Here is a 15,945-nt window from a genome sequence, read left to right on the forward strand (position 1 = left end):
ATGGCCCTATTGTGCCTGTTTTTCGGTTGCCCTCTAAGCGGCAAGAAAAACGCACGGAAATAAAGTCTGAACTTGTTTCAAATCCTATTCCCTTCTTCCCGTGTGCGTTCGATTGCTCTCAATGTGAACGGGAAGTCCCTCCCGCACCAGAAAACGGAAAAATTCCCGCTCCGTATCCGCGTCCACCTGTGTCCCCGCCACGGTGATCTCCATGAGATTGCCATAGCTGATCGAGGCCACATGGGGTCGGGGAACGGTGGCCTGCCCCAGCACCACCTCCATGTGGTGGATGTGGGGCTGCATGGCCTCCGGCACAGTAAACGCACCGGGGTTTGTAAATGTGGCGCTAAAGGGACGCACGCCCCGTGTCCGATAGTTGTGGGCCACAATGGGATTTTTCAGCACCCGGGGAATCAATTGCAGCGCGCGGTTGGACTGGTAGCGGACATTTCGGGTGATTTGGGCCTGCATCTCCTGCGGTGTGGTGTGCAGCTTCATATAGTGGCGCACCTGTGCCGCCACCTGCGCAAATTGGTATTCCCCCAGCGCCGGGTCGAAGCCGGGCTGAACGGTGACGAGGAAGTTTCGCAGCGTTTGCGACGGAAAATAGGGCCGCAGATTTACCGGGACCGCCAACGTCACAGGCCGCATCCGGTGGTAGTTCTCCCGCCGCTGCTTTTCCGCCAACACCCACAGCAGCGCCGCCGCCAGATATTCCGTGACCGACACCTGATAGCTTCGCGCCTTTTCCCGCAGCTTGTCCACCGGCACAAAGCCCATTGTGACATGAAACGTGTAAAACGGTTCCGCTTCCCCCCGGTTGGAGTAGGCCCGCTTCACCAGCGGCAGCCTCCGTGCGGCGGGGCCGACGTAACGGACGTAAGCATCCTCCAGCTCCTCCCGCCGGGGCGGCTCCCGCAGATCCAGCACCCCATCCCCCGCTGGAACATCCACGCCAATCTGCCGCAGATATTCCGCCAGCAGGGTGCGGAAAAAGGTCAGCGCCCCCGCACCATCCGCCAGCGCGTGAAAGGCCTCTATGGAGATGCGGTTTTGATAGTAATAAAAACGGACCAGCCACCCGGCGTCCTCATGGAACCGCACGGGCTGGCAGGGCGCAGATACATCCGCCTTCAAAAAAGGCCCCGGCGCGGTGTTGGGTTCGAAGTAATACCAGAACACCCCCCGCCGGATGCGCATGGTAAAGCCGGGAAAGCGTGGCATCACTTTGTCGATGGCGTTTTGCAGGGCGGCGGGAACCACCGGCTCCGTCATCACCGCCGAGAAGCGATACACCGCGGAATACTCCTCCCGCTGGAGCGCGGAGTAGAGCACGCCCGCATTGTCCAGCTTATACCATTGTTTCTTTTTCGCCATGGCGCGCCCTCCTTTTTTTATATATTACCATGCGAAGACCTCTGCCGCAAGAGTGAGCTGCCCGCTGTGGCCGCCCTCCAAGGCATATTTGCTTTCGGTGGGGCACAGAACGGACTGTGCCGCAACCCCAAAATAATTTGCCGGATACTATATTGTCTAACTTTTCAAGTGCTTCAAACCGAAAGCTAAGAAAAAGACGTGTGTTTTTTTGAAAACTATGCTATTATAGAGGCCCATTGATTGATTTTTATAAAGGAGGCCCGTTATGGATCCGTCCCGCAAAGTGCTCAAAGGTGCGCTGGCGCAGCAGCGCAAGTCCGCCGAGACTCGCCGCCTCGCCCCCGCCATGCGGGTGCTCAAGGCCCTTCACAGCGCCGGTGCGCCGGAGGCGCAGACAGTGGAAGAATTGGAAAAACAGCGCCGGGGGCAGGAGCTTTTGGGCAATCTCACCGCCGACATGGCGGACATGAGCTGGGAGCCCTTTGACCTTGCTGGGATGCCCGCGGCATGGATGCGGATGCAGCGGCCGCATCGGCGCAAGCGCGCCGTGCTGTACTGCCACGGCGGCGGCTACACCAGCGGAAATCTGGGATACTCCAAGGTTCTCGCCTCCAAGCTGACCAAGGCCACCGGTTATGATGTGCTGACCTTTGAATACCGTCTCGCCCCGGAACACCCTTACCCCGCTGCGGTGGAAGACGGACAGCGGGCATGGGACTATTTGATGCAGCTGGGCTACGGGGCGCGGGACGTGGTTTTGGCCGGAGACAGCGCGGGAGGCAATCTGGCTCTGGTGCTGTGCCACCGGCTGAAGGCCGCCGGGCGAATGCTGCCCGCGGCGCTGATCCTGATGTCCCCTTGGACGGATATGACCGCCTCCGGCCCGTCCTATGCGGAGCGAAAAGAGATCGACCCCATGCTGACCTTGGAATATATCCACAGCGTCCGGGCTGTGTACGCCGGGAATCAAGATCTGTGCAGCCCCAGCCTTTCCCCCCTGTTTGGGGATTTTGCGGGCTTTCCACCCACCCTCATTCAGGTGGGAACCCATGAAATTCTATACTCCGACGCAGAGCAGCTGCGAAACGCCATGCTGTCGGCAGGAGCAGAGTGCCGATTAGAGGTCTGGGAGGACATGTGGCATGTTTTCCAAATGTTTCCGATTAAAAAAGCGGCGGCGGCCATGGAACAGATTACTCGATTCCTGCTGGAACTGCTTTAAAATCCGGGCAAAAGAAAATTTGCGCCGTTCCCGTCAGATTCCAGTTGATAATTTGAAAAATTTATAGTAGAATAAGAGTGTTCTGAATCAAGTCCTCCGCTTGCAGCCGCGGAGCCGGTCTCGCGCAATGGACGCCCGCTAATCATGTCAGGCGGGGAACCGAGCAGCATCGTGCGGGATGTTCCATGTGCCGCGAGGGCGCCGGTTCCGCGGCTGCAAACGGAGGACTTGTTCTGTTTATTGAAAGGAGATGTGGGAGATGTATCAGGCGCTATACCGCAAGTGGCGGCCCAAAACGTTTTCTGACGTGATTGGCCAGTCCCACATCACCGAAACGCTGAAGCGACAGGTGGCGGAAGGCCGAACGTCCCACGCCTACCTTTTCACCGGCACCCGGGGAACCGGCAAAACCACCTGTGCGAAAATTCTCGCCAAGGCGGTCAACTGCGAGCATCCGGTAGACGGCGATCCCTGCAATGTGTGCCCCAGCTGTCTGGGCATTGAAAACGGCACGTTTTTGGATGTGCTGGAACTGGACGCCGCGTCCAACAACGGCGTGGATCAGGTCCGGGCCTTGCGGGACGAGGCGATTTATTCCCCTGCCAACGTGAAAAAACGAGTCTATATTGTGGACGAGGTCCACATGCTGTCCGTTCCGGCGTTTAACGCTCTTTTGAAAATTTTGGAGGAGCCGCCGGAGCATCTCATGTTCATTCTGGCGACCACGGAGCTGCACAAGGTTCCCGCCACCATTTTGTCCCGCTGTCAGCGGTATTCCTTTAAGCGCATCACGCCCCGGGATGTGGAGAAACGGCTCACCTTTGTCGCCGGGCAGGAAGGCATCGATCTGAAGCCGGACGGCGCGGAGCTTTTGAGCCGTCTGGCGGACGGAGCCTTGCGGGACGGACTGAGCCTTTTGGATCAGTGCGCCGCGGCAGGAGGGGTGATTGATTCCGCCGCCGTGCTAGAGGTTTTGGGCCTTGCTGGAAATCTCCAGACCGCCCAGCTGATGGACTGCATTTTGCAGCGGGACGCGAAGGCGGCGCTTCTGCTTTTGAACCAGCTGTACGCCGGGGGCAAGGACGTGGGTGCCGTTTTGAACGAGCTGTCCACCCTGACCCGGGACCTGCTTCTGCGCCGGACCGCCCCGGAGGGCGGAGCCGCGCTGCTGTCCGGCGGCTTTGACGCCGCCACACTGGACAGACTGGAACGGGACGTACCCGGCAGCCGCCTTTTGTATCTGGCCACCACCTTGCAGCGCTCCACGGCTGATCTCTATTATAGTTCCAACCGCCGCACGGACGCGGAGCTTTGTCTCCTGCGCCTTTGCGACGAAACGCTTTCCGGCGATCTCAGCGCCCTCACCGCCCGCATTCAGCGCGCGGAGGACACGCTGGCCCGTCTCCCGGCGCTGATGAGCAGCGGCGCTCTTCCCCAGCAGGAGGAGTCCGCTCCGGCCCGTTCCGCGCCGAAAGCACCTGTGCGGGAACCTGCGCAAAAGCCCGCCGTGAAAACATCTCCCGCTCCGGCGGATGCGCCCCCTTGGGACGAGGAAAAACCGCCTCTGCCAGAGGAACCGCCCTTTGACGAGGAGCGCCCCCCCCTTCCGGAAGAACCGCCGGAGACGGGTGATCCGTCTTTCCCGGAAAGGTTTACGGCAGTGGAACCACACTCAGAGCCTTTGGCTGTTCACGCCTCGGCTCCGCCTGCCGCACAGGAACCAACCGCCCCCCCGCCCGCAATCCGCGCGGCAGAATCCGCCCCGGCGGAAAGCGTCTCCGGTGCAACCGGCGGCGCGGCGTGGTGGCGAGCGTTGGCGGAGGAATGCAAGGGTCGTCTCCCGCCCATGTACCGGGCGTTTCTGGACAAGTGCAAGGGCGAGCTGAAGGACGGCACGGTCACGGTCTATGCCCCCGACGAAATTGTAAAGGGCCGGTTGGACAACGACCGGGTTCTGAGCGCTTTGCAGGAGCTTGGCGCGTTAAAGGCCGGCGGGCCGGTAACAGTTCGCTTTTCCGTGGGCAGCGGCCCCGTCTCCTCGCCGGAGGACAAACTGTTGGATTTGATCCAGATGGGAAGTCAGCTGGACCATTTCACCGTTCAGTAAAAACAGTCCGAGACTGTTTTTTGGCTGTGCGGCCCCACCGCTGCGCGGGGCCGGCGGCCGCCTATAAAGGAAAAAAACATCTTGATAAAGGAGCAGACAGTTATGAGTTACAGTGCCCGCCGCGGATTTACCAGCGGCAGTATGCGCCCCACCGGGGCCGCCCGCCAGCAGGAGATGCAGCAGAAGATTCAGGAGATGCAGGCAGCCATGACCGCCGCGCAGGACGCGGTGGAGGTTCAGGAATTTACCGCAAGCGTTGGCGGCGGCGTGGTCGAAGCCAAGGTCAACGGCAAGAAGGAAGTTCTGGGCGTGACCATTAAGCCGGAGGCGGTGGACCCCGAGGATGTGGAGATGCTGCAGGATCTGGTCGTCTCCGCTGTCAACGAGGCTCTGCGTCAGGCCAGCGAGGCCATGGAAAACAGCCTGAACACCGCCACCGGCGGCATGGATCTGGGCGGCCTGTCCTTTTAAAATTTACTACAAAAAGTCCGCAGGCTTTGCCGTGCGGGCTTTTTTCTAAATTGGAGGCAATATGCGAAGTACGCTTTTAAAATTATTCTCCGCCGCTCTGGCCCTTGTCCTGCTTACAGGACTGGGGGGCTGCGGCGGACGGAAGCCAGCATTTTCCGACGGCTCCGCAGCGCTTGCCTACGTGCCGCTGGATGACCGACCGGACAACGTGGAGCGGGCCGAATATCTGGCGGAATCTCTGGACTATGAATTGCGGATGCCGGACGTCGATCTGTATGCCACAAAGCTGGACGGCCAGCCCCGCAACGCCAACGGAACGCAGTCCGGCGACCGGGCCGCGCTGTACGAATGGGTGCTGGCCCAAGAGGACGCGGGCTGCGACCGCTACGTCCTCTCTTTGGACCAACTGCTTTCCGGCGGGCTGGTCAGCTCCCGCGCCATGACCGGGGAGCGCTCCGTGACGCTGACCGACGGCGCGACACTGACTGAGACAGAGCTTCTGGAAAACCTTATCACCCTGCTCTCCAAGGATACAAACAACCAAGTCTGGCTGCTGGACAGTGTGATGCGCCTTGCCCCCACGGTGGGATACGGCGGCTTCGGCCTCAACGAGTATAACGCTCTGCGGGATTATGGCATTGCGGCCCGGCCCCATCTGAGCGGGGACGCATTAAGCGTGGAAAACATCGTGGAGGACTACCGTCTGGGAGCCGACGGCGAGGAACTGACCATTTCTTCGGCAGAGCCACTGCCGGATGGCGCGGTGGAAACTTATCTGGCGGCCCGCGCCCGAAAGCTGCGGCTCAGCGCCCACCTGTTGGGCGCGCTGAACGGCGCGGCTCAATCCAACTTTCATGTTTTGGTTGGCGTGGACGATTCCTCCGCCGAGGACAGCATTCAGAAAAACGAGATCGCCTACCTCTCCGCAAATTTGCGGGACGGGGACGCGCTGCTCTCCGGCGTGGACGATCTGGCGTTTAAGGCCATTGCCAAGCTCTATCTGCAGGACTGCGGCTGGAACGGGGCAAAGGCCGCTGTGCGATACATCGGGGGGCTGGAGACACAGGCCGCCTGCGCCTACGACTATCAGCCGCTAAATGCGCTGGTGGACGCGCATTTGGCATTCTTTGGGATGGAGAAAACAGAAAAGCAGAAATCCGCCGATCTTCAGATTCTGGTGCTTACCGCCCCGGCAGAACCGGAACGGATTGGAGACTATGCGTGGGCGTTGACCAACGCCCTGAACGAGAATCAAAAAACCCATCTGCCCACCATTTTGATCGACGCGGCCAACGACGCCTACGGCACGGTTATTCACGACGCGATGACACAGCAGACAGACTTGGGGATGCTTCTGTCCTACTCCGGTTTTCTGGACATGGCCATCGTCACCGGAACCGCCATTTCCCACGGGGTGGCGCGGTACGCATGGCTGACCTGCACGCCGGCCCCAGAAAAAGACGACAGCGCCAATACAGCCTTTGTCAAAGCCCTGTCCGACAGCGTAGTGAAGGACTTTGCCTATCGCAACACCGTCCGCAACGACCTGTACGCCTATGTGCGGGATGAACTTGGCGGCAGCCCGGACAATTTCTATTGCCCGGAGATCGACCGCTTTGCGGTTCTCTCGGCGCTGGAGTCGGACATGGCAGTCTCCGCCGCGCCGGTTCTGGAAAATTTTAGGAGCGGAAAAATTCTTGTGAGCCTCTCCCCTTGGGCCGAGGCCGACTGCGGGACACTGGCCCTCTCGAATTACCGCTTTCCATGGAACCGGGTATTCGAGATCGGTATGGACATCAACCGCCAAACAGCGGCCGAGAACGCAGCACCCTGAGGTGTGCGGAAAAAGCGAAGTCTCCAATCGGGGACTTTGCCTCCTTTTCGGGGCGGCTTTTGTATAAAAACCATTCCGTGACTGCCGACGCTCGATGAAAGAACATTTTTTGTAAAAAACCGGCATGGGATGAAAAAAGCGGTTTTTCTTTACAAACCGGGTAAACTCCTATATAATATTTGGGCTGATGAAAATGTGGAATGGAGAATATGCCATGGCTTTGATCGAATATGACGAATACAAGCAGAAGCTGACCGCCCTCGGCCCGGAACTGGATAAGCTGGCCGCGGCGCTGGATATCGACACTGCCAAGCGGGAGGCCGCAAGTCTCGAGGCCCAAACCAGCGAGCCGGAGTTCTGGAACGATCTGGAACGCTCTCAGCAGGTGCAGCAGCAGCTCAAGCGCCTGCAGGGCAAGATTGGACGGCAGGAAAAAATGACCTCCAACTGGGAGGATTTGAAAACGCTTTGCGAAATGGGTCAGGAAGAAGACGACCCTTCTTTGCTGGATGAATTGAAAGAGGGCTATGCCAAGCTGGAGGAGGAAGTTTCCGAGCAGCGGCTCGCCACCCTTCTTTCCGGCGAGTATGACTCCAACAACGCCATTTTGTCCTTCCACGCCGGAGCCGGCGGCACCGAGGCGCAGGACTGGACGGGGATGCTCTATCGGATGTACACTCGCTGGGCGGAGCGTCACGACTTTAAATATCAGATTTTGGACTATGAAGACGGCGAGGAAGCGGGTATTAAATCCGCCGCCATCTCCATTGAGGGTGAAAATGCCTATGGCTTTTTGAAGAGCGAAAACGGCGTTCACCGTCTGGTGCGCGTCTCCCCGTTTGACGCAAACGCCCGCCGCCAGACCTCGTTCGCCGCGCTGGAGGTCATGCCCGACCTGCCCAACGACGCGGAGGTTGACATTCGCCCCGAGGACATTGAAATGCAGGTCTACCGCTCCTCCGGCGCGGGCGGCCAGCACATCAACAAGACCTCCTCCGCCGTCCGGCTGATTCACATCCCCACCGGGGTCGTGGTGGCCTGCCAGACGGAGCGCAGCCAGTTCCAGAACAAGGACAACTGCATGAAGATGCTGCGGGCCAAACTTTTGGAATTGAAAGCCCAGCAGCACGCGGAGAAAATTTCCGACATCAAGGGCGTACAGATGAAAATTGAGTGGGGCAGCCAGATCCGGTCCTATGTTTTTATGCCCTATCAGATGGTGAAGGACACCCGCACCGGTCACGAGACCAGCAATATCGACGGCGTGATGGACGGCGATCTGGACGGATTCATCAACGCCTATCTGACGCAGCTGGCTACCGGCGAGCTGAAAAAGTAAGCGTCGGCAGGCTTGACTGGCCGGCAGTTTTAACGGAAAGCATTTGCGCGAATTGCGGCGCGGCCTTCAAGCCGCGCCGCTTTCCAATTGTCATCGGGCACCCCTTCAAAGCAGACGGGAAAACGAAAGAAAGCGAGTATTTATGGAAGAAAGAAGCAAAAAATTAACTGAGAATAAAATGGGCGTCATGCCCGTGGGAAAACTGGTGTTCAACATGTCCCTGCCCATCATGATCTCCATGCTGGTGCAGGCGCTGTACAACGTGGTGGACAGCATCTTTGTCTCCCGGATATCGGAAAACGCACTAACCGCAGTGTCTTTGGCCTTTCCCATGCAGGCGCTGATGATCGCCGTGTCCACCGGTACCGCCGTGGGCATCAACGCGCTTTTGAGCCGCGCGCTGGGCGCAAGGGACCCCAAGCGGGCCCAAAGCGTGGCGCTGAACGGGATCTTTCTGGCGGGACTGAGCGTTCTCGCCTTTATTTTGATCGGATGGCTGGTATCCCCTGTGTTCTTTCGGTCCCAGACCGATGTGGCAGAGATCGTGGATGGAGGCATTACTTATCTCACCATCTGCTCCTGCGTCTCCTTCGGTCTGTTTTTCGGCATCACCTTTGAGCGTATCCTGCAATCCACGGGCCGGACGCTCTACACCATGTTCACGCAGGGACTGGGCGCGATCATCAATATCATTTTGGACCCCATTTTGATCTTCGGCCTGTTTGGACTGCCCCGGATGGGCGTGGCGGGTGCGGCTGTGGCCACGGTCATCGGCCAGATTTGCAGCATGTGCCTGTCCCTGTTTTTCTGCCTGAAGAAAAACCCCGAGGTTCCCTTAAAATTCAAGGGCTTTCGCCCCAACGGAGAAATCATTCGGGACATTTACCTCATTGGCGTTCCCTCTATCATCATGCAGGCCATCGGCTCTATCATGGTCTATGGCATGAACCGCATCCTGATCCCCTTTACAACCACTGCCGCCACCGTGTTTGGCGCATACTTTAAGCTCCAGAGCTTCATCTTTATGCCGGTGTTCGGCCTGAACAACGGCGTGATTCCCATCGTGGCCTATAACTATGGCGCGCAGAAAAAAAACCGCATTATGCGCGCATTCAAGGTGAGTCTCGCCACGGCGGCGTGCATCATGGTGGTGGGAACGCTGATCTTCCTGCTGGTTCCGGGCTGGCTGCTGGCGCTGTTTGACGCATCCGACGAAATGCTTGCCATCGGCGCGCCGGCGCTGCAGATTATCAGTCTCAGCTTTCCCATGGCCGCAGTCGGCATTGTATGCAGCGGCGTGTTTCAGGCGCTGGGAAACAGCGTCCTCAGCATGATTGTGTCTCTGGCGCGGCAACTGATCTTGCTGCTGCCCGCCGCGTGGCTGCTGAGTCTCAGCGGCAACCTGGACATGGTCTGGTGGGCGTTTCCCATCGCGGAGGTCGTCTCCTTGATTTTGACCATTGTGTTCTTCCGGTGGACGTATCACAAGCATATTGTGCCGCTGGCAGGGGCCCAGTCCTGAAAAGCAAAAAGGCAGCCGGAAAAGTCCCAAAGGCTTTTCCGGCTGCTTTCTTGATGAAACCACTGCTTTGTCTGCTCCGCAGAATGAAAAATCAGGTATTGAGATACCGCATCAAATTGTCCAGCTGCTCTATGCAGACCGTTCTTCCCTGCTGATACAGCGCCTCCAGCTTATCCGCGTGACGTTCCAACCGCCCCACCAGCACCGGGCCCGCCGGGCGGAGAAGGAACACTTTTCCCTCCCGCTCCAGCTGTTCCAGTTCGGTATATTGGGCGTTATACCGCCGGTTGCTCTCCCGCACAGTTGCAAGAAACGCAGGATACCTTCGTCCGTACAGCCGCCGGGCCGTCTCCTCCAGACCGCGGCTGATCTGCGGCTTTTTGCGATACCCCGCCGGGCGGGTCAGAACTACCACCCGCTTTTCATACCCCAGCGTTATGGCGCGGTGATAGGCGACCGGACAGGCACAGCCCCCGTCCAGATACGGTGTGCCGCCTATGTACACGATCTCGCTGAGAGCCGGCATACTGGACGAGGCCCGACAGGCCCGGTCAAAATCGGCCGGGGGAATCGTCCCCTTACGAAAATACGTCGGCTCACCGGAAATGCAGTTGGTGGCCACCGCTTCAAAAATCTGGGGGGAATCGGTAAACGTCTTCTTGTCCAGAGGGTTCAGCACATCGGCCACTTCTCCAAACAGAAAATTGAAATTGAAAACGCCGCCGTTTCGCAACAGATTGTTGAATCCCAAAAAGCGCCGGTCTGCGCAGAACGTCTCGTTGATATCCCGGGTACGGCCCGGCTGACGGGCGATATAGTTGTATCCGCACAGTGACCCGGCGGAGACGCCGTTGACATATTCAAACCAAATCTGCCCGTCCATCAACACGTCCAAAACTCCCGCCGTGAACAGGCCCCGGAGGGAACCTCCTTCCAGCACCAGAGCGCCTTTTTGCATGAATACGCCTCCCTTAGATGATCTTAAGCCAACACCGCGCAGAGATTGCATGCAGATTGCGCAGTCAGATTGTATAGGAATTTCGCCGCCATACTGACGTATGGTAAAAATTGCTGTGCAAGATGGTAAGAACTATGCAAGCAAGCTGTGCACAAAGCCGCAAGGCGTTCTTTGTGCGGTGTTGCCTTAAGTTTAACATGGAATGTTCCGGCGGACAACCCGAAAACAGCGGGATTTTACCGAACAAAAGCCGCGGCCTGCGAAAATCCACAGGCCGCGGCTTTGCGCGCACTTCCTTTAGTCCTTCAAAAATGTCTGGGGGTCCACCGCGTCTCCGTCCTTCTCCACGGCAAAGTGCAGATGGGACGCCACAGAGGCCTCTGCAATGGCGGTGTTGCCCACCGCGCCAATGATCTGCCCGGCGGAGACGGCGTCCCCGACCTTGACCGTGGGCACCGCCTGCAGGTTCGCATAGGTGGTGCGGTAGCCTCCGGCATGGTCAATCATCACGGTGGTTCCCATCAGAGGGTCGTTTTCCACGGCGCTTACCGTTCCGGCGCTGGCGGCCATGACCTGCGTGCCCGCCTCGGCGGCCAGATCCACGCCCGCGTGGGTGCGCCAGTCTCCCATTGTCTCATCATAGAGCAGTTCGTCCACGCTGAACGCAGACACCACAGCGCCCCGCAGCGGCCAGACGACCAGATTTGGTGCAGTGGCTGTCACAGGGGTATCGTCCACCTGCACCGAAGGCATCTCCACAGGCGCGTTCGCCGGGGCGCTCTCCTCATCCGGCTCCTTGATCGTCTGCGGCTCCAGAATCTCCAGTGACGGCCCCTCCGGGTCCAGATCGCCATAAAGATCCGCATCCGCCGAGGCTGCCGCAGCATCCGCCTCGGCCGCAGTGCTGCCATGAAACAGGATCATATAGCCCGAAACTCCCACGACCATCAGGCACAGGAGCAGGACTATGTAGAAGCCCGCTCCGCCCAGTGCAATTTTCGGTTTGTTCATACAAAACCGTCCTTTCCATTTGTTTGCCTGAAGTATGTCCGTGGAAAGGAAAAATTATACACAGTCTCATCCTTTTTCGGTAAAATATGGTAATCGTCGCCTCTTTTTAGGGTGAATCTCTGTAACAAAACGGTTCCGTAGGCGTTTACACTGCAAAACAGCAGGTTTTTATCCGCACAGTTCGACAGCCGGGAAAAATCCTCGTCAAAAAAAGCCTGCCGAAAAAGTCCGTGAGACTTTTTCGACAGGCCGGAATGACGCGCCGTGGTTTGCTGGGGAATTTATTTAATGATGAGGGTTGTGCCGGTCATTTCCGCAGGGGACTGGAGCCCCATCACGTCCAAAATCGTGGGGGCGATGTCCGCCAGCTTTCCGCCCCGGCGCAGCTCGCTGCCCGCACCACAGAGGATGAAAGGAACCAAGTTGGTGGTATGCGCGGTCATGGGGCTGCCGTCAGATTGCTCCATCTGCTCCGCGTTGCCGTGGTCGGCGGTAATCATGGCAATGCCGCCCATTTTCAGCGTGGCGTCCACGACCTTTCCCACACATGTGTCCACCGTTTCCACCGCTTTTACCGCCGCGCTGAACACACCGGTGTGGCCGACCATATCACAGTTGGCAAAGTTTAAAATAATCACATCGTAGGCCCCGGACTCAATGCGCTCCACGCACTTTTCGCAAACCTCTCCGGCGCTCATCTCCGGCTGGAGATCATAAGTCGCCACTCTGGGAGAGGCCACCAGCACCCGGTCCTCGCCGGGGAAGACCGTTTCGGACCCACCGTTGAAGAAGAACGTCACATGGGCATATTTCTCCGTCTCCGCAATGCGCAGCTGCGTCATGCCCAAGGAGCTGAGATATTCGCCCAATCCGTTGCGCACCAAGGTTCGGGGAAACGCCACTTCCACATTGGGCATGGTGGCGTCATACTCCGTGTTGCACACGAAGGTAAGCGGAAAATACTGGTGCGTAAACCCGTCAAACGCCGGGTCCACCAAGGTGCGGGTGATTTCCCGCGCCCGGTCGGGCCGGAAATTGAAAAAGATGACGCTGTCGTTATCGCCGATGGTGCCATCGCTGTCGCACACCACCGGTTCCAGAAATTCGTCGGTAACGCCCTTGGCATAGGAGTCCTTCACAGCGGCCACCGGGTCCGGATTTGTCGTCGCACCCTCGCCATATACCATGGCGTCATAGGCCTGTTCCACCCGGTCCCAGCGCTTGTCGCGGTCCATGGCATAGTACCGCCCCATCACGGTTGCGATCTTGCCAACGCCCAGCTCGCCGCACTTTTCCACGGTCTGCGCCACAAAATCAACGCCGGAGGAGGGGGACACATCCCGTCCGTCCAGAAACGCATGGATATAGACCTTTTCAAGACCCCTGTCTTTCGCCATTTTCAGCAGCGCAAACAGGTGGTCGATGTGGGAGTGTACCCCGCCGTTGGACAAAAGACCCATCAAATGAAGGGTCGTGCCCTTTTCCTTGCAGGCGTCCATGGCGTGCTGATAGGCGGGATTTTCAAAGAGAGAACCGTCCGCCACAGCGTTGGTAATGCGGGGCAGGTCCTGAAACACCACCCGGCCGCCGCCAATATTGGTGTGGCCCACCTCGCTGTTGCCCATCTGCCCGTCGGGCAGACCCACATCCAGTCCGGAGGCGGAGAGCGTTGTATTGGGAAATTCCGCAAAAAATTGATCGAGCCGGGGCGTTTGCGCTGCCCGGACCGCGTTTCCCCGCAGATCGCCGGACATGCCGAAGCCGTCCATAATAATCAGCGTTGTGGGAGTTTTATTCATAATCAAAGTACCTCTTTCTAACTCTGCCGATTGTTTCGACCGTTGCCGCGCGAAGCCATGAGAGGGCCGTGCCCTCGGAAATCGCTGCGTCCGCCGTCTCCCGCCCCCGTATTCCTCGTCCAAGATTTCCGCGGGGAAATCCAAGGCAGTTTCATCCGAATATCTGCCTGCGAAAAATTCCGCGGCCGCACTCGTTTTCGCTGGCTCAGGGGAGGTCGAGGGGGAGCGAGCTCCCCCTCAAATCAGTCAGTCCTGGTTTGCGGCGTTGATGATCTCCACAAACTGCTCCGGCTTCAAAGCCGCGCCGCCGATGAGTCCGCCGTCGATATCCGGCTGGGCCAACAGTTCCGCCGCGTTCTTGGGATTCATGGACCCGCCGTACTGAATGGTGACGGAGCGGGCAACCCGCGCTCCGTACAGGGCGCGGATGGTGGCGCGGATGTTGCTGCAAACCTCACCGGCCTGCTCTGCCGTGGCGGTCTTGCCGGTGCCGATGGCCCAGATGGGCTCATAGGCCACGATGCAGCGGCGCAGCTTGTCGGCGGGAACGCCGTTCAGCGCGCTCTTGACCTGCAGCGCAATCCATTCGCCGGTAACGCCGGTTTCCCGCTGCTCTAGGCTCTCGCCCACGCAGATGATGGGGTTCATTCCGGCGTTCAGAACAGCGTGGACCTTTTTATTCACGCTGGCGTCCGTCTCGCCAAAATACTGGCGCCGCTCGCTGTGGCCAACGATCACATACTTCACAGACAGATCCTTCAGCATGTTCGCGGAGATCTCGCCGGTAAAGGCGCCCTTTTCCTCAAAGTAGACGTTCTCCGCGCCCACGGAGATCCGCAGATCCTTAAAAGCCCGGGTGGCCACAGAAATGTTACAGGCGGGAACACAGATCAAGGTATCGCACCACTTGGCCTTGGGCATGATCTTCTTCATATCCTCAGCAAATTTCTTTGTCTCGGTGGCGGTCATATTCATCTTCCAGTTGCCGGCAATCACAGTTTTACGGTAACGACGATTCATGGTTTCAACTTCCTTTATGTCAATTTCAATTTATCCCGCCCGGTCACGGTGCGGTCACATGGAACGAGGCTGTGAAATGGTTTTATTTGTCCTGTAGGCAGGCCACGCCGGGAAGTTCCTTGCCCTCCAAAAATTCGAGGGACGCTCCACCGCCGGTGGAGATGTGGGTGATCTTGTCGGCAAAACCCAGCTGCTCCACCGCCGCGGCGCTGTCGCCGCCGCCCACGATGGTCACCGCGCCGCTCTCCGCCATGGCCTGCGCCATGGCGCGGGTGCCGCCGGCAAACGCGTCGAACTCAAAAACGCCCATGGGGCCGTTCCACACGATGGTTCCCGCACCCTTCACCGCGTCGCAGAACAGCTGCACGGATTTGGGACCGATGTCCAGTCCCTGCATATCGTCGGGAATCGCCATGGTGTCCACCACGACGGGCTGCGCATCAGGAGAAAATTCCTTTGCCGCCAGCGTATCCACCGGCAGAAGGAATTTCACGCCCTTGTCCTTGGCCTTGGCGATCATCTCCAGCGCATAGTCCTGCTTGTCGGCCTCCAGAAGGGACTGGCCGATGGAGCCGCCCTGCGCCTTTGCAAAAGTATATGCCATTCCGCCGCCGATAATAATGGCGTCGGCCTTGCTCAACAGATTGTTGATGACGTTGATCTTGTCAGAGACTTTCGCGCCGCCCAAAACCGCCACAAAGGGCCGCTTGGGGTCGTCCAGTGCCTTGCCCATGACCTCCAGCTCTCTGGCCACCAGAAGGCCGGAGACGGCGGGCAGATAATCCGCCACGCCCACGGTGGAGGCATGCGCCCGGTGAACGGAACCAAACGCATCGGAGACATACAGCTCCGCCATGGAAGCCAGCTCCTTGGCAAGGGCGGGATCGTTTTTCGTTTCGCCCGCTTCAAACCGGGTGTTTTCCAGCAGCATGATCTCGCCGGGCTTCAGCGCCGCGGCCTTGGCCTTGGCGTCAGGACCCACGGTATCGGCCGCGAAGGTCACGGGCTTTTGCAAAAGCTCGCCCAGCCGCTTTGCCACCGGCGCAAGACTCAGTTCCATTTTCCGCTCACCCTTGGGCTTTCCCAGATGGGAGCAGGCGATGACCGCCGCGCCGTTTTCCAGCAGATATTGAATGGTGGGCAGCGCCGCCACAATGCGCTTATCGCTGGTGATGGCCCCGGTGGCCTTGTCCTGAGGCACGTTGAAGTCGCACCGGAGCAGGACCTTTTTCCCGCTTACCTCCACGTCCTTCACTGTCTTCTTGTTATAGTTCATAAATATCCT

12 protein-coding genes and 1 other RNA gene are annotated in these 15,945 nt (G+C 58.7%); 7 read left to right on the forward strand and 6 right to left on the reverse strand.

Annotation, left to right across the window (positions count from 1 at the left end; all coding sequences use genetic code 11):
• Window positions 1–84: 84 nt before the first annotated feature.
• Window positions 85–1,377, reverse strand: coding sequence for a hypothetical protein (locus ON16_RS04890; RefSeq protein ID WP_040660001.1), 1,293 nt, complete (start codon window positions 1,375–1,377; stop codon window positions 85–87).
• Window positions 1,378–1,642: 265 nt separating this feature from the next.
• On the opposite strand from ON16_RS04890, the gene ON16_RS04895 reads away from it, so the two are divergent.
• The 7 genes from ON16_RS04895 to ON16_RS04920 all read left to right on the forward strand — a co-directional run bounded on the left by ON16_RS04895 (window position 1,643) and on the right by ON16_RS04920 (window position 9,872).
• Window positions 1,643–2,599, forward strand: a complete 957-nt coding sequence (locus ON16_RS04895) for an alpha/beta hydrolase (protein WP_040660002.1) — start codon at window positions 1,643–1,645, stop codon at window positions 2,597–2,599.
• A gap of 111 nt (window positions 2,600–2,710) precedes the next feature.
• Window positions 2,711–2,810: signal recognition particle sRNA small type (gene ffs / locus ON16_RS15280), an RNA gene on the forward strand.
• A 48-nt stretch (window positions 2,811–2,858) separates the two neighbouring features.
• Window positions 2,859–4,706, forward strand: a complete 1,848-nt coding sequence (gene dnaX / locus ON16_RS04900; protein WP_040660003.1) for a DNA polymerase III subunit gamma/tau — start codon at window positions 2,859–2,861, stop codon at window positions 4,704–4,706.
• Between the two features lie 102 nt (window positions 4,707–4,808).
• The gene (locus ON16_RS04905; protein ID WP_144032053.1) at window positions 4,809–5,177 is read left to right on the forward strand and encodes a YbaB/EbfC family nucleoid-associated protein; all 369 of its coding nucleotides are present in this window, start codon (window positions 4,809–4,811) and stop codon (window positions 5,175–5,177) included.
• Window positions 5,178–5,238: 61 nt separating this feature from the next.
• Window positions 5,239–7,011 carry a DUF4127 family protein gene (locus ON16_RS04910; RefSeq protein ID WP_040660004.1) on the forward strand — a complete coding sequence of 591 codons (1,773 nt, stop codon included), beginning with the start codon at window positions 5,239–5,241 and terminating at the stop codon, window positions 7,009–7,011.
• Between the two features lie 214 nt (window positions 7,012–7,225).
• Window positions 7,226–8,350 carry a peptide chain release factor 2 gene (gene prfB / locus ON16_RS04915; RefSeq protein WP_193372942.1) on the forward strand — a complete coding sequence of 375 codons (1,125 nt, stop codon included), beginning with the start codon at window positions 7,226–7,228 and terminating at the stop codon, window positions 8,348–8,350.
• Window positions 8,351–8,492: 142 nt separating this feature from the next.
• Window positions 8,493–9,872, forward strand: a complete 1,380-nt coding sequence (locus ON16_RS04920) for an MATE family efflux transporter (RefSeq protein ID WP_040660005.1) — start codon at window positions 8,493–8,495, stop codon at window positions 9,870–9,872.
• Between the two features lie 91 nt (window positions 9,873–9,963).
• Here ON16_RS04920 and ON16_RS04925 read toward each other — a convergent pair whose 3' ends face one another.
• The 5 genes from ON16_RS04925 to ON16_RS04945 all read right to left on the reverse strand — a co-directional run bounded on the left by ON16_RS04925 (window position 9,964) and on the right by ON16_RS04945 (window position 15,936).
• Complete coding sequence (locus ON16_RS04925; RefSeq protein ID WP_040660006.1) at window positions 9,964–10,830, reverse strand: patatin-like phospholipase family protein; 867 nt, start codon at window positions 10,828–10,830, stop codon at window positions 9,964–9,966.
• Window positions 10,831–11,127: 297 nt separating this feature from the next.
• Window positions 11,128–11,841, reverse strand: a complete 714-nt coding sequence (locus ON16_RS04930) for a M23 family metallopeptidase (protein ID WP_040660008.1) — start codon at window positions 11,839–11,841, stop codon at window positions 11,128–11,130.
• Window positions 11,842–12,122: 281 nt separating this feature from the next.
• Entirely contained in the window at window positions 12,123–13,640 is a 1,518-nt protein-coding gene (gene gpmI, locus ON16_RS04935) for a 2,3-bisphosphoglycerate-independent phosphoglycerate mutase (RefSeq protein ID WP_040660010.1), read from the reverse strand.
• A gap of 246 nt (window positions 13,641–13,886) precedes the next feature.
• A complete protein-coding gene (tpiA, locus tag ON16_RS04940) occupies window positions 13,887–14,660 on the reverse strand; it encodes a triose-phosphate isomerase (RefSeq protein ID WP_040660011.1) in 774 nt (257 codons plus the stop codon).
• An 82-nt stretch (window positions 14,661–14,742) separates the two neighbouring features.
• Window positions 14,743–15,936 (reverse strand): phosphoglycerate kinase, encoded by a 1,194-nt coding sequence (locus ON16_RS04945; RefSeq protein ID WP_040660014.1) that lies wholly within the window; start codon window positions 15,934–15,936, stop codon window positions 14,743–14,745.
• Window positions 15,937–15,945 lie beyond the last annotated feature (9 nt).

Source organism: Oscillibacter ruminantium GH1, from assembly GCF_000307265.1.
In the GTDB taxonomy this organism is placed as follows: domain Bacteria; phylum Bacillota; class Clostridia; order Oscillospirales; family Oscillospiraceae; genus Oscillibacter; species Oscillibacter ruminantium.

Bases quoted from the DNA above. Each gene is read 5' to 3' on its own strand.
- ON16_RS04890 (WP_040660001.1), bottom strand. From the start codon at position 1,377: ATGGCGAAAAAGAAACAATGGTATAAGCTGGACAATGCGGGCGTGCTC.
- ON16_RS04895 (WP_040660002.1), top strand. From the start codon at position 1,643: ATGGATCCGTCCCGCAAAGTGCTCAAAGGTGCGCTGGCGCAGCAGCGC.
- dnaX (WP_040660003.1), top strand. From the start codon at position 2,859: ATGTATCAGGCGCTATACCGCAAGTGGCGGCCCAAAACGTTTTCTGAC.
- ON16_RS04905 (WP_144032053.1), top strand. From the start codon at position 4,809: ATGAGTTACAGTGCCCGCCGCGGATTTACCAGCGGCAGTATGCGCCCC.
- ON16_RS04910 (WP_040660004.1), top strand. From the start codon at position 5,239: ATGCGAAGTACGCTTTTAAAATTATTCTCCGCCGCTCTGGCCCTTGTC.
- prfB (WP_193372942.1), top strand. From the start codon at position 7,226: ATGGCTTTGATCGAATATGACGAATACAAGCAGAAGCTGACCGCCCTC.
- ON16_RS04920 (WP_040660005.1), top strand. From the start codon at position 8,493: ATGGAAGAAAGAAGCAAAAAATTAACTGAGAATAAAATGGGCGTCATG.
- ON16_RS04925 (WP_040660006.1), bottom strand. From the start codon at position 10,830: ATGCAAAAAGGCGCTCTGGTGCTGGAAGGAGGTTCCCTCCGGGGCCTG.
- ON16_RS04930 (WP_040660008.1), bottom strand. From the start codon at position 11,841: ATGAACAAACCGAAAATTGCACTGGGCGGAGCGGGCTTCTACATAGTC.
- gpmI (WP_040660010.1), bottom strand. From the start codon at position 13,640: ATGAATAAAACTCCCACAACGCTGATTATTATGGACGGCTTCGGCATG.
- tpiA (WP_040660011.1), bottom strand. From the start codon at position 14,660: ATGAATCGTCGTTACCGTAAAACTGTGATTGCCGGCAACTGGAAGATG.
- ON16_RS04945 (WP_040660014.1), bottom strand. From the start codon at position 15,936: ATGAACTATAACAAGAAGACAGTGAAGGACGTGGAGGTAAGCGGGAAA.